This window comes from Ruegeria sp. F5, assembly GCF_056533845.1.
In genome coordinates this window covers 117,978-136,206 of sequence record NZ_JBQFOU010000005.1, presented here as the reverse complement: position 1 = coordinate 136,206, position 18,229 = coordinate 117,978, and the positions used below count along the sequence as shown (strand labels likewise).

Here is an 18,229-nt window from a genome sequence, read left to right as displayed (position 1 = left end):
AGACACCGGAAGAGAGGCCCCGTATGCCGGTCAAAAACAGACTTGCGGAAATGCAGGACGAGATCACCAAATGGCGCCGCCACCTGCATGCGCATCCCGAATTGATGTATGACGTTCACGAAACGGCGGGTTTTGTCGTGGACCGGCTGAAAGAGTTCGGGGTTGACGAGATCACGCCCGGGATCGGAAAAACCGGCGTCGTTGCCGTGATCAAGGGGCGCACGGATACCAAAGGCCGGGTGATCGGGTTGCGGGCCGATATGGACGCGCTGCCGATTGAAGAGGCGACGGGGTTGGACTATGCCTCGACCATTTCGGGCAAGATGCACGCCTGCGGGCATGACGGGCATACCTCGATGCTGCTGGGCGCAGCGCAATATCTGGCCGAGACGCGGAATTTCGACGGTACGGTTGTCCTGATCTTTCAACCCGCCGAGGAAGGCGGCGCAGGCGGTCTGGCCATGTGTCAGGACGGGTTGATGGAGCGTTGGGGCATTCAGGAAGTCTATGGCATGCACAATATGCCCGGTCTTCCGGTCGGTGAATTTGCCATCCGTCCCGGCGCGCTGCTGGCCTCGTCGGATGAGTTCGAGATCACCGTCACCGGCAAGGGCGGCCACGCTGCAGCTCCGCATGAGGCGGTCGATACGACGCTGGTGGCCTCGCATATTGTTGTGGCTTTGCAATCGGTTGTCTCGCGCACCGTCGATCCGATCAAGCGGGTGGTGCTGACGGTCGGGATGTTTGAAACCGACAGTGTGGCGTCCAACGTGATTGCGCACACGGTCCGGCTGAAGGGCACGGTTCGCACGCTCGATCCGGAATATCGCAGCATCGCCGAACAGCGCGTGCGCCGGATCGCGGAAGATACGGCGTCGGCTTTTGACGCCAGGGCCGTGGTGAGCTGGACGCCCGGCTATCCCGTGATGGTGAACTCTGAGGCGGAAACCGGCTACGCCGCCGAAGCCGCGCAGGCCGTCGCAGGCAAGGTGAATGACAGCACCGATCCGATCATGCCGTCCGAAGATTTCGCCTATATGCTTGAAGAACGGCCCGGAGCCTACATCTTTATCGGCAACGGGGACACGGCGATGTGCCACCACCCGGAATACAATTTTGACGACAACGCCATTCCCGCCGGCTGTAGCTGGTTTGCCGAGCTTGTGGAACGACGATTGCCTATTGCCTGAAACAGGGAGAATGACATGCCGATCAAAAACCGTCTTGCGGAAATGCACGAGGAAATCACCGGCTGGCGGCGTGACATTCATCAACATCCCGAAATCCTCTATGAAACCCATCGCACCAGCGCGCTTGTTGCGGAAAAGCTGAAAGAGTTCGGCTGTGATGAAGTCGTGACCGGTATCGGTCGCACCGGTGTCGTGGGTGTGATCCGGGGCAAGACCGACACGCAGGGCCGCGCGATTGGATTGCGGGCGGATATGGATGCGCTGCCGATGCAGGAGCAGACCGGGCTGGACTATGCCTCGCAAACACCAAATGCGATGCATGCCTGCGGCCATGACGGCCACACGGCGATGGTGCTGGGCGCGGCAAAATACCTGGCCGAGACGCGGAATTTTGATGGCACCGCTGTGGTGATATTCCAACCGGCGGAAGAGGGCGGCAACGGGGCCGAAGCCATGTGCAAGGACGGTCTGATGGACCGGTTCGGCATTCAGGAAGTCTATGCGATGCACAACGTGCCCGGCGTCCCGACCGGGCAATTCGCCATCCGGTCCGGTCCCTTGCTGGCCGCTGCGGATGAGTTCGACATTCATCTGGAGGGGCGCGGCGGTCATGCGGCCAAACCGCAGGATACCGTGGATACGACCGTGATGCTGTCTCAGCTGATCGTTGCGCTTCAGACCATTGTGTCGCGCAATGCGGACCCGATTTTGCAGGCGGTTCTGTCGGTGACATCCGTCGAAACCTCGTCCAAGGCGTTCAACGTGATCCCGCAATCGGCGCAGGTGAAGGGCACCGTGCGCACCCATTCAAATGAGATGCGCGACCTGATCGAAAAGCGCCTGACCGAGGTCGCCTCGGGCGTCGCCGCGGCGATGGGCGGCACTGCGACCGTGACCTACACCCGGGGTGTCCCGGTGACGATCAACGCCAAGGACCAGACCGGCTACGCCGAAGAGGTCGCCAGATCGGTCGGCGGCAGTTGCGCCGAGGCTCCGATGGTCATGGGGGGTGAGGATTTTTCCTTCATGCTGGAAGAACGCCCGGGTGCGTTCATTGTGCTGGGCAATGGCGAGGGCGCGGGCTTGCACCACCCCGAATACAATTTCAACGACGAGATCATCCCCATCGGATGCTCGTGGTTTGCCGAAATGGTCGAGCGCCGGATGCCGGCGGCTTGAAATAGGAGAGAGAAGATATGCCAGTCAAAAACCGCTTTGCCGAGCTACAGGGTGAAATCACCGAATGGCGACGGGACCTGCACGAGAACCCCGAGATTCTATTTGAAACCCACCGCACCAGCGCCATGGTTGCGGAAAAGCTGAAAGAGTTCGGCTGCGATGAGGTTGTCACCGGCATTGGCCGCACCGGCGTTGTGGGGGTGATCAAAGGCAAGTCGGACAGCAAGGGCAAAGTGATCGGCCTGCGCGCGGATATGGACGCGCTTCCGATCCATGAGGCGACAGGGCTGGACTATGCCTCGAAAACCGATGGGGCTATGCATGCCTGTGGGCATGACGGGCATACCGCGATGCTTCTGGGGGCTGCCAAATACCTTTCCGAGACCCGCAATTTCGACGGAACCGTGGTGGTGATCTTCCAGCCCGCTGAAGAGGGCGGCGGCGGCGGTCGCGAGATGTGCGAAGACGGCATGATGGATCGCTGGGGCATTCAGGAGGTCTATGGGATGCACAACTGGCCGGGTAAACCGGTGGGCAGCTTCTCGATCCGGCCCGGTTCGTTCTTTGCGGCGACCGATCAGTTCGACATCACGTTCGAGGGGCGCGGCGGCCACGCGGCGAAACCGCATGAGACGGTGGACACCACGGTGATGACCGCGCAGGCGGTGCTGGCGCTGCAGACCATCGCCTCGCGCAATGCGGACCCGATCGATCAGGTCGTGGTTTCGGTTACCTCGTTCGAGACATCGTCGAAGGCGTTCAACGTGATCCCGCAGACGGTGCAGATCAAAGGCACCGTGCGCACCATGAGCAAGGACATGCGCGATCTGGCCGAGCAGCGGATCAACGAGATTTGCAACGGGGTTGCGGCGACTTTCGGGGGCACGGCGGATGTCACCTATATCCGGGGTTACCCGGTGATGGTGAACAGCGACGAGCAGACTGAATTTGCCGCTGGCGTGGCGCGCTTGGTCTCGGGCGATTGCGAAGAGGCGCCGCTGGTCATGGGGGGTGAGGATTTCGCGTTCATGCTGGAAGAACGTCCCGGTGCCTATATTCTTGTGGGCAATGGCGACACGGCCATGGTGCATCACCCGGAGTACAACTTTAACGACGAGGCTATTCCGGCCGGGTGTAGCTGGTGGGCCGAGATTGTCGAACAGCGGATGCCTGCGGCCTGATTGTTGGTGCCGGTGGGGGCTCTGCCCCCACACCCCCGGGATATTTTTAGACAGATGAAGTTGGATCCTGCTCTGAGCCGCTCAGGTTGAGTGACGAGCAGAGGGTGGCGATGACCGTGTTGAGCGCGTCTTTTTGAGTGTTGACGCAGGCGCGGGCCGCGTTGCGGGCCTCGGTGAGGGCTGCGTCGTCTGATAGCCAGGTTTGGACTGTGTCTGTCAGGTCCTGCGCTGTGCGGATCTCGGTCGCGCCTCCGGTTGCGATCAGGGGGGCGAATGTTTCGGCGAAGTTAAAGTAGCCCGGGCCGGTGATCACGGCGGCCCCGGCCTGTGCCGGTTCGAACGGGTTGTGGCCGCCGATTTCTTTCAGCGAGCCGCCCAGAAAGACGATTGGGCAAAGCGCATACCAGGTGCCGGTTTCCCCGAGTGTGTCGGCGACGTAGACTTGGGTGTCAGGGGTTATCTTGACGTTGTCTGAACGGAGGGCGGCGGTCAGTTTGGCCTTGTTCAGCAACGCGGTGACTTCCCCGCGACGCTCTGGGTGGCGGGGGATCAGCAGCAGCAGAAGGTCAGGCCAGCGTTCCAGCAATTGACGGTGTGCCGCCAGAACGGTTTCTTCCTCGCCCGCGTGGGTGGAACTGGCGATCCAGAGCGGTCTGTTGCCGATCTGAGCGCGGATGTCGCCAAGCGTAGTCTGATCCACAGGCAGCGGGTCGGACATCGCTTTGAGGTTGGTGCCGGGGTGCACGCGGTCAGGACGCGCGCCCATCGCCACAAGATTGGCCGCGGTTTTGTCGTTCTGCGTCAGGAACAGGCGGAAGCGGTTCAGAATGAAGCGCGCGGTTTTGGGCCGTTTTTTCCAGCCTGCGACGGATTTGTCGGACAGGCGGGCGTTGAGCAGGGCCAGCGGCACGCCGCGCCCGGCGCTTGCGACGATCAGTTGCGGCCAGATCTCGCTTTCGACGAATATTCCGGCGTCGGGTTTCCAGTGGTCCAGGAACCGTTGCACCGGCCCGGCAGAATCCAGCGGCGGGTATTGGTGGCGCGTGCGGGGCGGCAGGCGTTTTTCGATCAATGCGGCAGAGGTCGGGGTGCCCGAGGTGATCAGAAACTCGGCGTTTGGCAGCCGCTCGCCCAGCCGTTTGATCAGGCTCAGCACCGACAGGCTTTCGCCGACGCTGGCGGCGTGGAACCAGATCAATTGGCCATCGGGGCGGGGTGTCGTGGCGCGGCCGAGCCGTTCCTGCTGGCGCTCCGGTGAAACACCTGCCGCTTGCAGCTTGTTCCGAACGGTGCGCCACGCCAATGGCGAGGCCACAGCAGTCAGGCCGCAATACAGATGGTAAAGCAGCGTTGGCTGGCCTTCGGGGTCGGCCATGTCAGCCGCCCGTGTGGCTCATGTGGCGGCTCATCTGGCCGTCGACGGCCTGACGGGAATAGTCGAAATCGTGCCCCTTGGGCTTGAGGTTGATTGCGGCGCGGATTGCATCCTCGAGCGGTTGCTCGGTCTCGGGGTGGTCGCGCAAGGCGCCGCGCAGATCGGCCATGTCCTCTTGCCCGAGGCACATGTAAAGCTCGCCGGTGCAGGTCAGGCGCACGCGGTTGCAGCTTTCGCAGAAATTGTGGCTGAGCGGCGTGATGAAGCCGATCTTCTGACCGGTTTCCTCGAGCCGGACGTAACGGGCGGGACCGCCGGAGCGTTCTGCCAGATCGGTCACGGCATAATGGTTTTCGTATTCCTTGCGCACATCCTTGAGCGACCAGTATTGGTCCAGACGATCCTCGTTGCCGATATCGCCCATGGGCATGACCTCGATCCAGGTCAGGTCCATGTCGCGTTCGGCGCACCATTCGGTGATGCGGGGCAGTTCCTCTTCGTTGAAGCCTTTCAGCGCCACCGCGTTGATCTTGATCCGCAACCCGGCCTTTTGCGCCGCATCAATGCCGTTCAGCACCTGTTTCAGGCGGCCCCAGCGGGTGATGTTGGCGAACTTGTCCTCGTCAAGCGTATCCAGCGAGACATTCACCCGGCGCACCCCGGCGGCATACAGGTCATCTGCAAAGCGATGCAGTTGCGAGCCATTGGTTGTCAGCGTCAGTTCTTTCAGCGCCCCGCTGTCCAGATGCCGGGTCATGCTGTTGAAGAACGTCATGATGTTGCGGCGTACCAGCGGTTCGCCGCCGGTGATCCGCAGCTTTTCGACCCCCATCTTCACGAAGGTTGAACACATGCGGTCCAGCTCTTCCAGCGTCAGCAGGTCTTTCTTGGGCAGAAAGGTCATGTTCTCGGACATGCAATACACGCAGCGGAAATCGCAGCGGTCCGTGACGGAGACGCGGAGATAGGTGATGGCACGTGCGAACGGGTCGATAAGCGAAGCAGTCATGCGACATAGGTAAAGCTGGAACCCATCTGCGGCAAGGGCGAACTGCGCTTTGGGCTGGTACAGATGCGTCGAGGACAGTAGGTTTCGGGTATGAGATATGCGTTTGTAGTTCTGGGTGTTTTTGTCGCCGGCTGTGATGCTGTCCGGTCCACCACGGATCGTGTGTTTGGCGGGGATGAGGCCCCTGCGGAAGAAACACCCGTTGCCGCTGAAAGCACGGTGTACACCGAGGCTCCGGTCGCCACTGCGGGCTGGGTCGGGGCCAAGAGAACGGTTGCCAGCCTGGGTGACCCGACAACGCCGGGCCGCTGGATGCAAACGCCGCTTGTCGATACCGAAGTGACGGCGCGTGTGGTGGTGCCCCGAACCGGGGCGCAGGCCTATATCACTCTGGTGCCCGAGCGGGGGCCCGAAGGGGGCGGCAGCAGGCTGTCACTGGATGCGATGCGGGAATTGTTGATACCGTTTGACGAGTTGGTCGAGGTCGAAGTCTACGCCAACTGATCTTTCAGGTATTTCCCCGCCTCGCGGCGGGCGAAGGGCTTCATGGCGTCCCCATGCTCGTCCAGAAACGTGACCACGCGCGCCGGGTCATGCTTGGACAATTCGCGCAGCCACCACGCGATGGCTTTGTGAATGAACCAGTCACGGTCGGGGACGTATCCCGCCGCCCAACCCAGGATCCGGTCGCGCCGTTGCAGGTCGTCCGGTTTGGGGTGGTTTTGCTTGGTCCAGGGCAGGGTGGCCACCAGCGCGGCGCGGCGGGTCCACATGTGATCGGCCCTTGTCCACTGTTCAACCTGATCCAGACGTGACGGATCGGCTGACAGCCGTTTTTGCATCGCCATACAGGCGTGATCGGCCACGGCCCAGGCGTCGAAATCCGGCAACCAGCTTTGCAGCAGGTCCCAGACCGCCGCATCCGGTCTGATCCGCGCCTGTGTCAGAAGTTTTGCGGCGGCAACGCGGGCTTCGTGGATGTTTGTCTGCCACAGCGCGTCAGCGACGGCCACCCGGTCAGGGATATCAAGCTCCCGACGCCAGGTTTTGGTCAGATCGTTCAGCACAGGGTTCGGAACGCCCAGATAGGGGCGGTCGACCTTGTGATAGGCCGCTACCTGCTCGGCACGCTCAGCATCGGCATGGGCTTTGATCTGGTCCAGATAGGCCTGCACGGCAGCTCACTCGACCGTCACGGATTTCGCCAGATTGCGCGGCTGGTCCACATCCGTGCCTTTCGCCACCGCCGTGTGATAGGCCAGTAATTGCGCGGGAACCGAATACAGGATCGGGGCGAGGCTGGTGTGGATATGCGGCATGCGGATCGTGCTCCAGACGCCATCCTCGGCCTCGGCAATGCCGTCATCGTCCGACACAAGGATCACCTTGCCTTTGCGGGCCATCACCTCTTGCATGTTCGAGACGGTTTTGTCGAAGACCGTATCGCGCGGGGCCATGACCACCACTGGCATATGCTTGTCGATCAGCGCGATGGGGCCGTGTTTTAACTCGCCCGAGGCATAACCTTCGGCGTGGATATAGCTGATTTCCTTGAGTTTCAGCGCGCCTTCCATCGCCAGCGGATACATCAGCCCGCGCCCCAGAAACAGTACGTCGCGCGCCTCGGACAGGCGCTGGGCGGCTTTGCGGATGGCGCGGTTCTGATCCAGCGCTGCGTTCAGGACCGAGGGCAAACCACGCAGGGCGGCGGCGTGATCGGCGATTTCCTCGTCTGTCAGAGTGCCACGCTCGGCTGCGGCCTTGAGGGCCAGCATCAGCAAAACGCTCAGCTGGCAAGTAAAGGCCTTGGTCGAGGCGACGCCAATCTCGACCCCGGCATGGATCGGCAGAGCAATGTCGCTTTCCCGCGCGATCGAGCTTTCGGGGACATTGACGACCGAGACGATCTTGTCCGCCTTCCCCTCGCAATACCGCAGCGCCGCAAGCGTGTCGGCGGTTTCGCCGGACTGGCTGACGAACAGGGCCAGCGTGCGGTCGGTGATCGGCGGTTCGCGATAGCGGAATTCGCTGGCGATATCGACCTCGACCGGCATTTTCGCCAGTTGCTCGAACCAGTATTTCGCGGTCAGACAGGCGTAAAACGCCGTGCCGCAGGCCACCATGGTCAGGCGATCCAGCTTGGTGAAATCCAGATCGGTGTCCGGCAGAACCACGCGGTCGCTGCCGGTGGGCAGATAGGACCGGATCGCCTCGGCTACCACCACGGGCTGTTCGGCGATTTCCTTGGCCATGAAGTGCTTGTGCTCGCCCTTGTCGGCGCGCGCATGATCCAGCTTGATCTTGCGCTTCTCGCGGTTGGCCAATTCACCCGCTTCGTTGCGGATTTCCAGCGAGGTGCGGGTCAGAACGGCGCGGTCGCCCTCTTCAAGGTAGGTGATCTGATTGGTCAGCGGGGCCAGAGCGATAGCGTCAGAGCCCACGTACATTTCTCCGTCACCGTGGCCGATGGCCAGAGGCGATCCCTTGCGCGCTGCCACGATCAGATCGTCCTGACCATCGAACAGGAAGGCCAGCGCGAAGGCGCCTTCCAACTTGTCGAGTGTTTTGAACGCGGCCTCGACCGGCGACAGGCCCGTTTTCATGAAATGCTCGGTCATCAGGGCAACGGTTTCGGTATCCGTTTCAGTCTGAAACCCGACCCCGTGTTCCGCCAGTTCGGCGCGCAGTTCGCGGTAATTCTCGACGATTCCGTTGTGCACAACGGCCACGGGCCCCGCCTTGTGGGGGTGCGCGTTGGTGACGGATGGCGCGCCGTGGGTGGCCCAGCGGGTATGCCCGATCCCGGATTTTCCGGGCAGGGGGTCATGCACCAGCAGGTCGCTGAGGTTCACCAGCTTGCCAACGGCCCGCCTGCGCCCCAGCGCGCCGTCATTGACCGTTGCGATCCCGGCGCTGTCATAGCCGCGATATTCCAGCCGCTTCAGGGCCTCGACCAGAATGGGGGCGGCCTCGTGCTGCCCCAATACGCCAACAATTCCACACATGGTTCTCAGGCTCCTTTGTCGCGGCGAGCCTTTTTCGCCCTCAACATATCAAACAATTTACGTGCATAACCCGGTTTGTTTTCCTGTCTGGCGCGGGCCACGGCCAAAGCATCAGAATCAACATCCTTGGTCACAACGGTTCCGGTCGCCGTCATCGCGCCGTCGCCCAGCGTCACCGGTGCGACCAGCATCGTGTTCGACCCAATAAAGACGTTATCCCCGATCACCGTGCGGTGCTTCATCACGCCATCATAGTTACAGGTGATCGTACCCGCCCCGATATTCGTCGCAGCCCCGACCGAGGCATCGCCGATATAGGTCAGGTGATTGACCTTCGCGCCCTCGGCGATTTCGGCATTTTTGATTTCCACGAAATTACCGATGCGCGCGTTTTCTGCCAGTTCCGCGCCTGGGCGCAGGCGGGCATAGGGGCCGACAATGGCGCCTCGGCTGACATGGCAGCCTTCCAGATGAGAAAACGCCCGGATGGTTGCGCCGCTTTCAACGGTGACGCCGGGGCCGAAGGCCACATTGGGTTCGATCACCGTATCCCGTCCGATCACGGTGTCTGCGGCCAGATACACCGTGTCGGGGTCCATCAGTGTCACGCCCAGATCCAGCAGGTCTGACCGCGCGCGGCTTTGGAACACAGCATCCGCCGCAGCCAGATCGGCGCGGGAGTTCACCCCCAGCGTCTGTGCCTCATCACAGGCGACGGCCGTGACGTTCAGGCCTCGGTCACGGGCGATTTCCACGACATCGGTCAGGTAGTACTCGCCCGCCGCATTGTCGTTCTCAACCGCGTCGATGAGCGACATCAGTACCTGCGCGTCACAGGCCAAAAGGCCTGAGTTACAGAAGGTTATGGCGCGCTGCTCATCCGTGGCGTCCTTGAACTCGACGATCCGTTCCAACGTGTCGCCGTTCATCACCAGACGACCGTAGCGCGCGGGATCGGCAGCGTCGAACCCCAGAATGACCAGATCGTTCGCGGCCCGCGCCTCGATCATGCGTTCCAGCGTGTCGGGCTGCAGAAAGGGTGTGTCACCGTACAGGACAACGACGTCGCCCTCGAAGCCCTCCAACGCGTCCCGCGCCTGTGCGACCGCGTGGGCAGTGCCCAGCTGCTCTTCCTGCACGGCGATCTGCGCGGTTTCGTCTTCGGCTTGCGCGACCTTTGCCACCGCCTCGGACCCGTGTCCGGTGACGATCACGGTGCGCTCGGGCGACAGGACGGAACCGGCGCGCATCGCGTGCACCAGCATCGGGGCCTGGGCGATGGGATGCAGGACTTTTGGGATATCCGAATTCATCCTGGTGCCTTTTCCGGCGGCAAGGATGACAAGGGCAGTGGTCATGAAATCGTTTTCTCTTTGTGTTTTGTTGCCGTCCGTTTTATCCGCTGGGGGCAAAGGCGCAAGCGGTTCGGGCATCAAACAAGATTGCCGTTTGCAACATCTTATGGCGGGAACCTGCCGAGCAAGGAGGCAAAATGCGCACGGTCATCTTCGATCTGGACGGCACATTGGCGGATACATCCGGCGATTTGCTCGAGGCCGCGAACCATTGTTTCCGCCACATGGGCCATGGCGATGTGCTGGTTCACGGGCAGGATGCCGGGGTTGCGTTGCGCGGCGGGCGGATGATGTTGATGCATGGTCTGAAGCGCGTCGGCGACTATGACGAGCAGACGGTTCTGTCTTATTACCCGATGCTGCTTGAGGCCTATTCGCAGGCCATCGACACCCACACGGAATTCTATCCCGGTGCGCTGGGCGCGGTTGAGGCTTTGAAATCCGCCGGATACGGCGTGGGGATTTGCACCAACAAGCCCGAGGCGCTGGCGGATCAATTGCTGACGCAGATGGGCGTGCGCGATCAATTTGCGTCGCTCGTGGGCGCCGACACGCTGCCGGTGCGCAAGCCCGACCCCGAACCGCTGCGCGAAGCTGCGCGCCGGGCCGGCGGGCATCCGGACCTGTGCGTGCTGATCGGCGATTCCGATACAGACCGCAATACCGCCCGCGCAGCCGGTGTACCCTCGGTGCTGGTGACATTTGGCCCGTCGGGTGCCGACATGGCCGCGCTGGAACCCGAGGCACTGCTGCATCACTTCGACGATTTGCCACAAGTGATCGCCGGGTTGATCGGTGCGGCTGCATGATCCCTTGACCCGGACGGGATGGAGCCCCAAGAACAAGCCTATGACCGAGACATTCACTGGCAGCTTTACCCAACAGGAACCCATCCCCGACGAGGCGATCGAGGCCGCTTTGGCCGTCATGCGCCACGGACGGTTGCATCGCTATAACGTCGCCCCGGGGGAATTGGGCGAAACCGCCCTGCTGGAACAGGAATTTGCCGCCCAGATGGGGGCGAAATACTGTCTGGCGGTGTCGTCGGGGGGGTATGCGCTGGCCACCGCTTTGCGGGCCGTCGGGGTGCAGCCGGGCGATCCGGTTCTGACCAACGCCTTCACCCTTGCGCCGGTGCCGGGGTCCATCGCCTCGGTCGGGGGTAGGCCGGTCTTTGTTGGCGTGACGGAAAGTCTGACCATCGATCTGGACGATCTGGAGGCAAAAATTGATCAGGCGCAGGTCCTGATGCTGAGCCACATGCGCGGACATCTGTGCGACATGGACCGGCTGATGCAGATCTGCGACGCCGCCGGAGTGATCGTGATCGAGGATTGCGCCCACACAATGGGCGCCGCGTGGCACGGGCAACTGTCCGGGCGGCAGGGGGCTATCGGGTGCTATTCCTGCCAGACCTACAAACATGTCAATTCGGGCGAGGGTGGTCTGCTGATCACCGATGACGAGGAACTGGCCGCCAAGGCAACGATGCTGTCCGGGTCCTACATGTTGTACGAGCGCCATCTGGCCGCTCCGGGACCGGAGGTGTTCGAGCGGATCAAATACACCACGCCCAACGTCTCGGGCCGCATGGACAATCTGCGGGCGGCGATCCTGCGCCCTCAGTTGCGCGATCTGGATCGGCAGGTCGAACGCTGGAACGAGCGCTATGCAGAGATCGAACAGGGGCTGCGTGACACGCCCGGTCTGACCGTTGTGGCGCGGCCCGAGGCGGAAACCTTTGTTGGCTCATCGATCCAGTTCCTGCTGCTGGACTGGTCGCCCGAGCGTATCGACGATGTGATCAAACGTTGCGCGGCCCGTGGGGTCGAGCTGAAATGGTTCGGCGGGGCAGAACCGACCGGTTTCACCTCGCGCTATGACAGTTGGCGTTATGCGGACAGTGCGCCTATGCCCGCAAGCGACCGCATTCTGACGGCGATCATGGATATGCGGGTGCCGCTGACCTTTTCGCTTGAGGATTGCCGCCTGATCGCCCGCATCATTCGCGCCGAGGTGAGTGCGGTCTATCAGTCGTAATCCAGCGGAGTGCGCCTGCGGCGCACGCATGATGAGCAAAAGCCGCCCTTTCGGGGCGGCTTTTTCGATTTTGTAACGCTCATTGACCGACTCAGTCTGCGCTGGTATCTAGTTATTGAACACTTGTTCATTAATTTCGAAAAGGGAGGCGCGGATGTTCACAGCGGTGATGCAATTCGATCTTGGGGAAGACGTGAACGCGCTGCGCGAGATGGTGCACCGCTGGGCGCAGGAGCGGGTCAAGCCGATGGCGGCCGAGGTCGACAAATCCAACGCATTTCCCAACGAGCTTTGGCGTGAAATGGGGGATCTGGGCCTGCTGGGCGTCACTGTGCCCGAAGAATATGGCGGCGCTGGCATGTCTTATCTGGCGCACACAATCGCGGTTGAGGAAGTGGCGCGCGCCTCGGCCTCGGTATCCTTGTCTTATGGCGCGCATTCGAATCTCTGTGTGAACCAGATCAAGCTGAACGGCACGCAAGCGCAGAAGGAAAAGTACCTGCCCCGCCTGATCTCGGGCGAGCATGTGGGGGCCTTGGCGATGTCCGAACCCTCGGCGGGTTCTGATGTTGTGTCGATGAAGCTGCGGGCGGAAAAGCGGAACGATCACTATCGCCTGAACGGCAACAAATACTGGATCACCAACGGGCCGGATGCTGACACTCTGGTTGTGTACGCCAAGACCGACCCCGACGCTGGCTCGAAAGGGATCACAGCGTTTCTGATCGAAAAAGAGATGACCGGGTTTTCCACCTCACCCCATTTCGACAAGCTGGGGATGCGCGGGTCGAACACGGCCGAGCTGATTTTCGAGGATGTCGAGGTGCCGTTCGAAAACGTGCTTGGGGAAGAGGGCAAGGGCGTCGCCGTTCTGATGTCCGGGCTGGATTACGAACGCGTGGTTCTGGCTGGGATCGGCATCGGCATCATGGCGGCGTGCCTTGATGAGGTCATGCCGTATATGGCCGAGCGCAAGCAATTCGGTCAGCCCATCGGTAATTTCCAACTGATGCAGGGCAAGATCGCCGACATGTACACCGCGATGAATTCTGCCCGGGCCTATGTGTACGAGGTCGCCAAGGCCTGCGACCGGGGCGATGTGACCCGTCAGGATGCGGCGGCATGTTGCCTTTATGCGTCCGAGGCGGCGATGACGCAGGCGCATCAGGCGGTGCAGGCGATGGGCGGTGCCGGGTTTCTGGCCGACGCCCCCGTCAGCCGGATTTTCCGCGATGCCAAGCTGATGGAGATCGGCGCAGGCACCAGCGAGATTCGCCGGATGCTGATCGGCCGGGAACTGATGAGCGAAATGCTCTGACAAAAACGCCCCGCGGTCGAGGGACAGCCGCGGGGCGTTTCAGGCGAAGGATCAGAAGCGATGGACGTAGGATACGCCGACCAGCCACGGATCGATCTCGGCAGTGCCGATATCGGCACCGTTCAGCTTGACGTCCGAGTCGATGTCGAACCAGCGGACGTTCAGACGCACAGCGCCGTTTTCAGTGACCTGATAGTCCAGACCGGCCTGCAGCGCGATGCCGAAGGAATTGTCGAGCTCCAGATCGCCCAGCGGGGATTTCTCGTCAAAGAAGATCGTGTAGTTCAGGCCCGCACCGACATAGGGTTTCCACGCGCTGTTTGTCGGGAAGTGATAGTTCAAAGACAGGGTCGGCGGCAGGTGATCGACGCTGCCCGCGTCAACGCTGCCACCCAGCGTTATGTCGTGGGTGTAGGGGGTCGAGGCCAACAGTTCGATCCCGAGATTGTCGCGGATGAAGTATTCGACGGTGAAGATCGGGCGGGTATCCGCGTCGATGTCGGCGTCGAGCCCGGCAAGGGTTCCGTTGTCGGATTTCGGGTCCAGATAGCCGACACCGACACCGACGGTCCAGTCACCCTGCGATTGGGCGAGTGCGGGTGCGGCCAGCGCGGCCAATGCGGCGGACAGGGTCAAAGCGGCGAGTTGCTTGGTCATATTCATGCCTTTGCTTCTGTTGATGCTCCTGATTTCGCAGGGACAGGGCGGGTACACTCTGATCTGCATCAAATTCAGGTCAGGTGTTCGCGGGGTGCTTCCATCGGGAAGATGCTGGAAAACAAGGGAAATCCGTGATGTCGGGCGCTGGACGCATACCGGGTTTGCACCCTGATGGCGGCTGGGACATTCCGGACCGGCTGAACATGGCGCGGCAATGTCTGGATCATGCGTCTGACAAGGTGGCGCTGATCGATCTGACCGGGGATGCGGCGCGCAGCGTTACCTACGCAGAACTCACCCGGATGGTGGACGGGATAGCCCGTGTGCTGTTGGCCAAATCACAGCCGGGGGACCGGATCGGCGTACTGCTCAGCCAGTCCCCATGGTGTGCGGCGGCGCATCTGGCGATCTGGAAGATCGGCGCGATATCGGTGCCTCTGTTCAAGCTGTTCAAGCGAGATGCGCTGGCCTCTCGCGTCGGTGACGCAGGCGCGGGTCTGGTGCTGACCGACGCCGAGGGCGCGGCGTTGCTGGGCGATCTGGCCGAGCCGCTGATGGCGGATGAGATCGGTCAACAGGGTGCCCCCGTGCCTTACGCTGACACCGGCCCCGAGGACCCGGCGGTGCTGATCTACACCTCGGGCACAACCGGCAGCCCCAAGGGCGCGTTGCACGGCCATCGGGTTCTGACCGGCCACCTGCCCGGCGTTTCGATCAGCCACAACCATTTGCGGCGGGGCGATTGCCTGTGGACCCCAGCCGACTGGGCCTGGATCGGAGGTCTGTTCGACGTGCTGATGCCCGGCCTGGCGCTGGGCATTCCGGTGGTCGCTGCGCGGTTGGAAAAATTCTCGCCCGAATCCTGTGTCGATATCGTCATGCGGGGCGGGGTGCGGAACGTGTTCTTCCCGCCGACGGCCCTGCGAATGCTCAAGGCGGCGGATCAGTCGATCCCCGGTCTGCGCTCGGTCGCGTCAGGTGGTGAGCCCTTGGGGGCCGAGATGCTGGCCTGGGGGCAGCAGGCGTTTGGCCTAACGATCAACGAATTCTACGGCCAGACCGAATGCAACATGGTCGTGTCCTCCTGCGCTGAGGATTTCCCGGTGCGCCCCGGCTGCATCGGCAAACCGGTGCCGGGGCATGAGGTTGCGGTGATTGATGCGGACGGCCAGCCGACTGATCAAGAGGGCGACGTGGCGATCCGGCGCGGCTCGGCCTCGATGCTGCTGGAATACTGGAACCGGCCTGAGGCGACGGTTGAAAAGTTCCGCGGCGACTGGCTGATCACCGGTGATCGCGGCGTATGGGAGGGTGACTATCTGCGTTTCGTGGGCAGGGACGACGACGTGATCACCTCCGCAGGCTACCGCATCGGTCCGGTCGAGATCGAGGATTGCCTGCTGACCCACCCTGCGGTGGCGACCGTGGGCGTGGTCGGCAAGCCCGACCCGCTGCGGACCGAGATTGTGAAGGCTTATGTGGTGTTGAAGCCGAGGGCCGAGGCGTCAGGGGCGGAGTTGCAGGATTGGGTCAAGGCCCGTCTGGCGCAGTATTCCTATCCGCGTGAGGTGGCGTTTCTGGAGGAACTGCCGATGACGGTGACTGGGAAGGTGATCCGGAAAGAACTGAAGGCGCGGGCGGTGGCAGAGGTGGTGCAATGACACCGAAAAATTCATCAAGATTGATCTGTCACCTGCTCACGTTGGCGTTCGGCGCAAGCTTCCTTCCTCAAGCCTCTCATGCGTATGAAATCGCTTCTGAACAAAACGAAAACTACTGGATAGAAACTGAAGTCATTGAGGAATGTTTGAGTGATGCGCGGGGGAAACTCGAAAAGAAAAAACCTCAGAGAGCAATCCCAGATGCAGTTTACGAATGCATTGGGATCGCCGCCGGGGATTGCATGGATCGGACCAATTTCTCGACCTATGGAATGATCATGTGTTTCGACGCAGAGACCATTTATTGGGACAGAGTGCTGGACCAAAATTACTCAGATTTGACGGAGTGGGCTGAGAAACTTCATGGCCATGTCCCCCCGGATGATCATGCCTTCAAGTGGACCGCACCCGATACACTAAAAAGGATGCAAGCCGAATGGAAAGTGTATTCCGAGGCTGTTTGCCGTTTCCAAGCCAGTGATTATTGGGGTGGAACAGCTGCCGGACCGACCAGAGGCGCATGCTGGATGCGCAGAACAGCTGAACAGGCTCTAAAGATGGAGCGAGAGGTACTTGGCATCTGTAGTTGGCAACAAGGCAGCATCATACGCGAAATTTGCGAAACTCGTGGGGTAGCTGAACAATGAAACTCACATCCAAAGCCATGCCCGCCTCCGAGGGTTTCAAATCCAACCACGCGGCTCATCTCGACGCACTAGCGCAAATCTCTGCCGCTGCCGAGGCCGCCCGCATAGGCGGTGGTGAGAAATCCCGCGCTCGGCATGAATCTCGGGGCAAGATGCTCCCCCGCCGCCGTGTGGCGAACCTGCTGGACCCGGGGTCTCCGTTTTTGGAAATCGGTGCGACGGCGGCGCATGGGATGTATGGCGATGCCGCGCCGTGCGCCGGAGTCATCGCGGGGATTGGTCGGGTGCAGGGCCGTGAGGTCATGGTGGTGTGCAACGACGCCACCGTGAAGGGTGGCACCTATTACCCGATGACGGTCAAGAAACACCTCCGGGCGCAGGAGATTGCCGAGGAGAACCATCTGCCCTGCATCTATCTGGTCGATAGCGGCGGCGCGAACCTGCCCAATCAGGATGAGGTCTTCCCCGACCGCGACCACTTTGGTCGCATCTTCTACAATCAGGCGCGGATGAGCGCGAAGGGCATCCCTCAGATCGCGGTGGTGATGGGGTCGTGCACGGCGGGCGGGGCCTATGTGCCTGCGATGTCCGATGTGACGATTATTGTTAAGGAACAAGGGACGATCTTTCTGGCCGGGCCGCCCTTGGTCAAGGCTGCGACCGGAGAGGTGGTCAGCGCCGAGGACTTGGGCGGCGGTGACGTCCATACCCGCCTGTCTGGCGTGGCGGATTATCTAGCCGAGGATGACGCCCACGCGCTGGCTTTGGCGCGCCGCGCCGTGGGGTCGCTGAACCTGCGCAAACCGCAAACGGTCGATTGGGCCAGCCCCGAGGACCCGGCCTATGACCCCGAGGAAATCCTCGGCGTTGTCCCTGCCGATCTGCGCACGCCCTATGATATCCGCGAGGTGATTGCGCGCTTGGTCGATGGCTCGCGCTTCGACGAATTCAAGCCACGGTTCGGTGAAACACTGGTGACCGGCTTCGCCCATGTCAAAGGCTGCCCGGTCGGGATCATCGCCAATAACGGCGTCCTGTTTTCCGAGGCCGCGCAAAAGGGTGCGCATTTTGTCGAGCTGTGTTCGCAGCGTCGCATCCCCTTGGTTTTCCTGCAGAATATCACCGGCTTCATCGTGGGTCGCAAATACGAAAACGAAGGCATCGCGCGGCACGGGGCCAAGATGGTGACGGCGGTGGCGACGACGAGCGTCCCTAAGATCACCATGCTTGTCGGGGGGTCTTTCGGGGCCGGGAACTATGGCATGGCCGGTCGCGCGTACCAGCCGCGGTTCCTGTGGACCTGGCCGAACTCGCGGATTTCCGTGATGGGCGGAGAGCAGGCGGCGGGCGTTCTGGCCACCGTCAAACGCGACGGCATCGAGCGTCAGGGCGGCACATGGTCCGCCGAGGAAGAGGCCGAATTCAAACGCCCGACGCTGGATATGTTCGAGGAACAATCGCACCCGCTTTATGCCTCGGCCCGGCTGTGGGACGACGGCATCATAGACCCGCGCAAATCCCGCGATGTTCTGGCCTTGTCGTTGAGCGCAGCGCTGAACGCCCCGATTGAAAAGACACGTTTCGGCGTGTTCAGGATGTGACGATGGCT

General features: G+C 61.7%; 16 protein-coding genes. 10 read left to right on the top strand and 6 right to left on the bottom strand.

The features are described from left to right. Positions 1–23: 23 nt before the first annotated feature. Genes ACR0K1_RS09555 through ACR0K1_RS09545 form a run of 3 tightly spaced genes read left to right on the top strand, consistent with a single transcriptional unit; the run spans position 24 to position 3,550 of the window. Positions 24–1,190: a M20 aminoacylase family protein gene (locus ACR0K1_RS09555; protein ID WP_480850289.1), complete on the top strand. Its 1,167-nt coding sequence runs from the start codon at positions 24–26 to the stop codon at positions 1,188–1,190. A 15-nt stretch (positions 1,191–1,205) separates the two neighbouring features. Further along, positions 1,206–2,369 (top strand): M20 aminoacylase family protein, encoded by a 1,164-nt coding sequence (locus ACR0K1_RS09550; protein ID WP_480850287.1) that lies wholly within the window; start codon positions 1,206–1,208, stop codon positions 2,367–2,369. A 17-nt stretch (positions 2,370–2,386) separates the two neighbouring features. Next, complete coding sequence (locus ACR0K1_RS09545; protein WP_480850285.1) at positions 2,387–3,550, top strand: M20 aminoacylase family protein; 1,164 nt, start codon at positions 2,387–2,389, stop codon at positions 3,548–3,550. A gap of 46 nt (positions 3,551–3,596) precedes the next feature. On the opposite strand, the gene ACR0K1_RS09540 is transcribed toward ACR0K1_RS09545, so the two are convergent. Then, the gene (locus tag ACR0K1_RS09540; protein ID WP_480850282.1) at positions 3,597–4,925 is read right to left on the bottom strand and encodes a 3-deoxy-D-manno-octulosonic acid transferase; all 1,329 of its coding nucleotides are present in this window, start codon (positions 4,923–4,925) and stop codon (positions 3,597–3,599) included. 1 nt (position 4,926) lies between these two features. Then, entirely contained in the window at positions 4,927–5,934 is a 1,008-nt protein-coding gene (gene moaA / locus ACR0K1_RS09535) for a GTP 3',8-cyclase MoaA (protein WP_480850280.1), read from the bottom strand. A 90-nt stretch (positions 5,935–6,024) separates the two neighbouring features. Between moaA and ACR0K1_RS09530 the strand changes: the two genes are divergently transcribed. Then, positions 6,025–6,438 carry a hypothetical protein gene (locus ACR0K1_RS09530; RefSeq protein WP_480850278.1) on the top strand — a complete coding sequence of 138 codons (414 nt, stop codon included), beginning with the start codon at positions 6,025–6,027 and terminating at the stop codon, positions 6,436–6,438. On the opposite strand, the gene ACR0K1_RS09525 is transcribed toward ACR0K1_RS09530, so the two are convergent. The 3 genes from ACR0K1_RS09525 to glmU are packed head-to-tail and all read right to left on the bottom strand — an operon-like array spanning position 6,426 to position 10,297. Then, the gene (locus tag ACR0K1_RS09525; RefSeq protein ID WP_480850276.1) at positions 6,426–7,109 is read right to left on the bottom strand and encodes a DNA alkylation repair protein; all 684 of its coding nucleotides are present in this window, start codon (positions 7,107–7,109) and stop codon (positions 6,426–6,428) included. The genes ACR0K1_RS09530 and ACR0K1_RS09525 overlap by 13 nt on opposite strands. A gap of 6 nt (positions 7,110–7,115) precedes the next feature. After that, entirely contained in the window at positions 7,116–8,939 is a 1,824-nt protein-coding gene (gene glmS / locus ACR0K1_RS09520; RefSeq protein ID WP_480850274.1) for a glutamine--fructose-6-phosphate transaminase (isomerizing), read from the bottom strand. A 5-nt stretch (positions 8,940–8,944) separates the two neighbouring features. Beyond that, a complete protein-coding gene (gene glmU, locus ACR0K1_RS09515) occupies positions 8,945–10,297 on the bottom strand; it encodes a bifunctional UDP-N-acetylglucosamine diphosphorylase/glucosamine-1-phosphate N-acetyltransferase GlmU (RefSeq protein WP_480850272.1) in 1,353 nt (450 codons plus the stop codon). 134 nt (positions 10,298–10,431) lie between these two features. On the opposite strand from glmU, the gene ACR0K1_RS09510 reads away from it, so the two are divergent. The 3 genes from ACR0K1_RS09510 (at position 10,432) to ACR0K1_RS09500 (ending at position 13,652) form a co-directional block, all read left to right on the top strand. Then, positions 10,432–11,103: an HAD-IA family hydrolase gene (locus tag ACR0K1_RS09510; protein ID WP_480850270.1), complete on the top strand. Its 672-nt coding sequence runs from the start codon at positions 10,432–10,434 to the stop codon at positions 11,101–11,103. A 40-nt stretch (positions 11,104–11,143) separates the two neighbouring features. After that, positions 11,144–12,334 carry a DegT/DnrJ/EryC1/StrS family aminotransferase gene (locus ACR0K1_RS09505; protein ID WP_480850268.1) on the top strand — a complete coding sequence of 397 codons (1,191 nt, stop codon included), beginning with the start codon at positions 11,144–11,146 and terminating at the stop codon, positions 12,332–12,334. Between the two features lie 154 nt (positions 12,335–12,488). Next, entirely contained in the window at positions 12,489–13,652 is a 1,164-nt protein-coding gene (locus ACR0K1_RS09500) for an isovaleryl-CoA dehydrogenase (protein ID WP_480850265.1), read from the top strand. Positions 13,653–13,703: 51 nt separating this feature from the next. Here ACR0K1_RS09500 and ACR0K1_RS09495 read toward each other — a convergent pair whose 3' ends face one another. Further along, positions 13,704–14,309, bottom strand: coding sequence for an OmpW/AlkL family protein (locus ACR0K1_RS09495; RefSeq protein ID WP_480850527.1), 606 nt, complete (start codon positions 14,307–14,309; stop codon positions 13,704–13,706). 137 nt (positions 14,310–14,446) lie between these two features. Between ACR0K1_RS09495 and ACR0K1_RS09490 the strand changes: the two genes are divergently transcribed. From ACR0K1_RS09490 to ACR0K1_RS09480, 3 genes are read left to right on the top strand one after another with little or no spacing between them, the layout of a single operon-like run. Continuing rightward, the gene (locus tag ACR0K1_RS09490; RefSeq protein WP_480850263.1) at positions 14,447–15,973 is read left to right on the top strand and encodes an AMP-binding protein; all 1,527 of its coding nucleotides are present in this window, start codon (positions 14,447–14,449) and stop codon (positions 15,971–15,973) included. Beyond that, positions 15,970–16,620 (top strand): lysozyme inhibitor LprI family protein, encoded by a 651-nt coding sequence (locus ACR0K1_RS09485; RefSeq protein ID WP_480850261.1) that lies wholly within the window; start codon positions 15,970–15,972, stop codon positions 16,618–16,620. The genes ACR0K1_RS09490 and ACR0K1_RS09485 overlap by 4 nt, the downstream gene beginning before the upstream one ends. Continuing rightward, the gene (locus ACR0K1_RS09480; protein WP_480850258.1) at positions 16,617–18,221 is read left to right on the top strand and encodes a carboxyl transferase domain-containing protein; all 1,605 of its coding nucleotides are present in this window, start codon (positions 16,617–16,619) and stop codon (positions 18,219–18,221) included. The genes ACR0K1_RS09485 and ACR0K1_RS09480 overlap by 4 nt, the downstream gene beginning before the upstream one ends. Positions 18,222–18,229: the final 8 nt, after the last annotated feature.